The sequence below is a fragment of the Halorubrum sp. SP3 genome, from assembly GCF_005435195.1.
Classification (GTDB): Archaea; Halobacteriota; Halobacteria; order Halobacteriales; family Haloferacaceae; genus Halorubrum; species Halorubrum sodomense.
On the sequence record NZ_SGTU01000389.1, the window covers coordinates 1 to 439 of the forward strand.

General features: G+C 66.3%; 1 pseudogene. It reads right to left on the minus strand.

Annotated features, from left to right (window positions below):
• A pseudogene (locus EXE42_RS16965) lies at nt 1-439 on the minus strand (molybdopterin-dependent oxidoreductase); the annotation flags it as partial.

A 439-nucleotide genomic window follows, 5' to 3' on the forward strand; every position in this document is an offset into this window, starting at 1 on the left:
GCGTCGATGGCGTTCGAGACGTTCCGGAGGAACTCCTCGTCGTCGGCGACCGTCTCGGTCTTATCTAAGTCCGCCGGCTCGTAGTCGGCGAAGACGTCGCTCGCGCGCAGCAGCTCGGTGTCGTCCATCCGGACGAGGAGCGGGAGGTCGGTGTTCGCCCGGACGAACTCGGGGTCGTACAGGTCGTTTTCGATCAGCTCGCGGGCGACGCCGAGGAACAGCGCCGAGTCGGTCGCGGGGCGGACGGTGACGACCTCGTCGCACTTCGAGGCGGTCGCGTTGTAGTCGGTGAAGATGCCGGTGAGCTTCGTGCCCTTCACCTTGGCCTCGGTGAGCCAGTGGCAGTCCGCCATCTTCGAGGTGAGGTAGTTCACCCCCGCGACGACGAGCTGGTCGGCGTGCTCGACGTTCGCGAGGTCGAAGTCGACGGTCTGTTGCC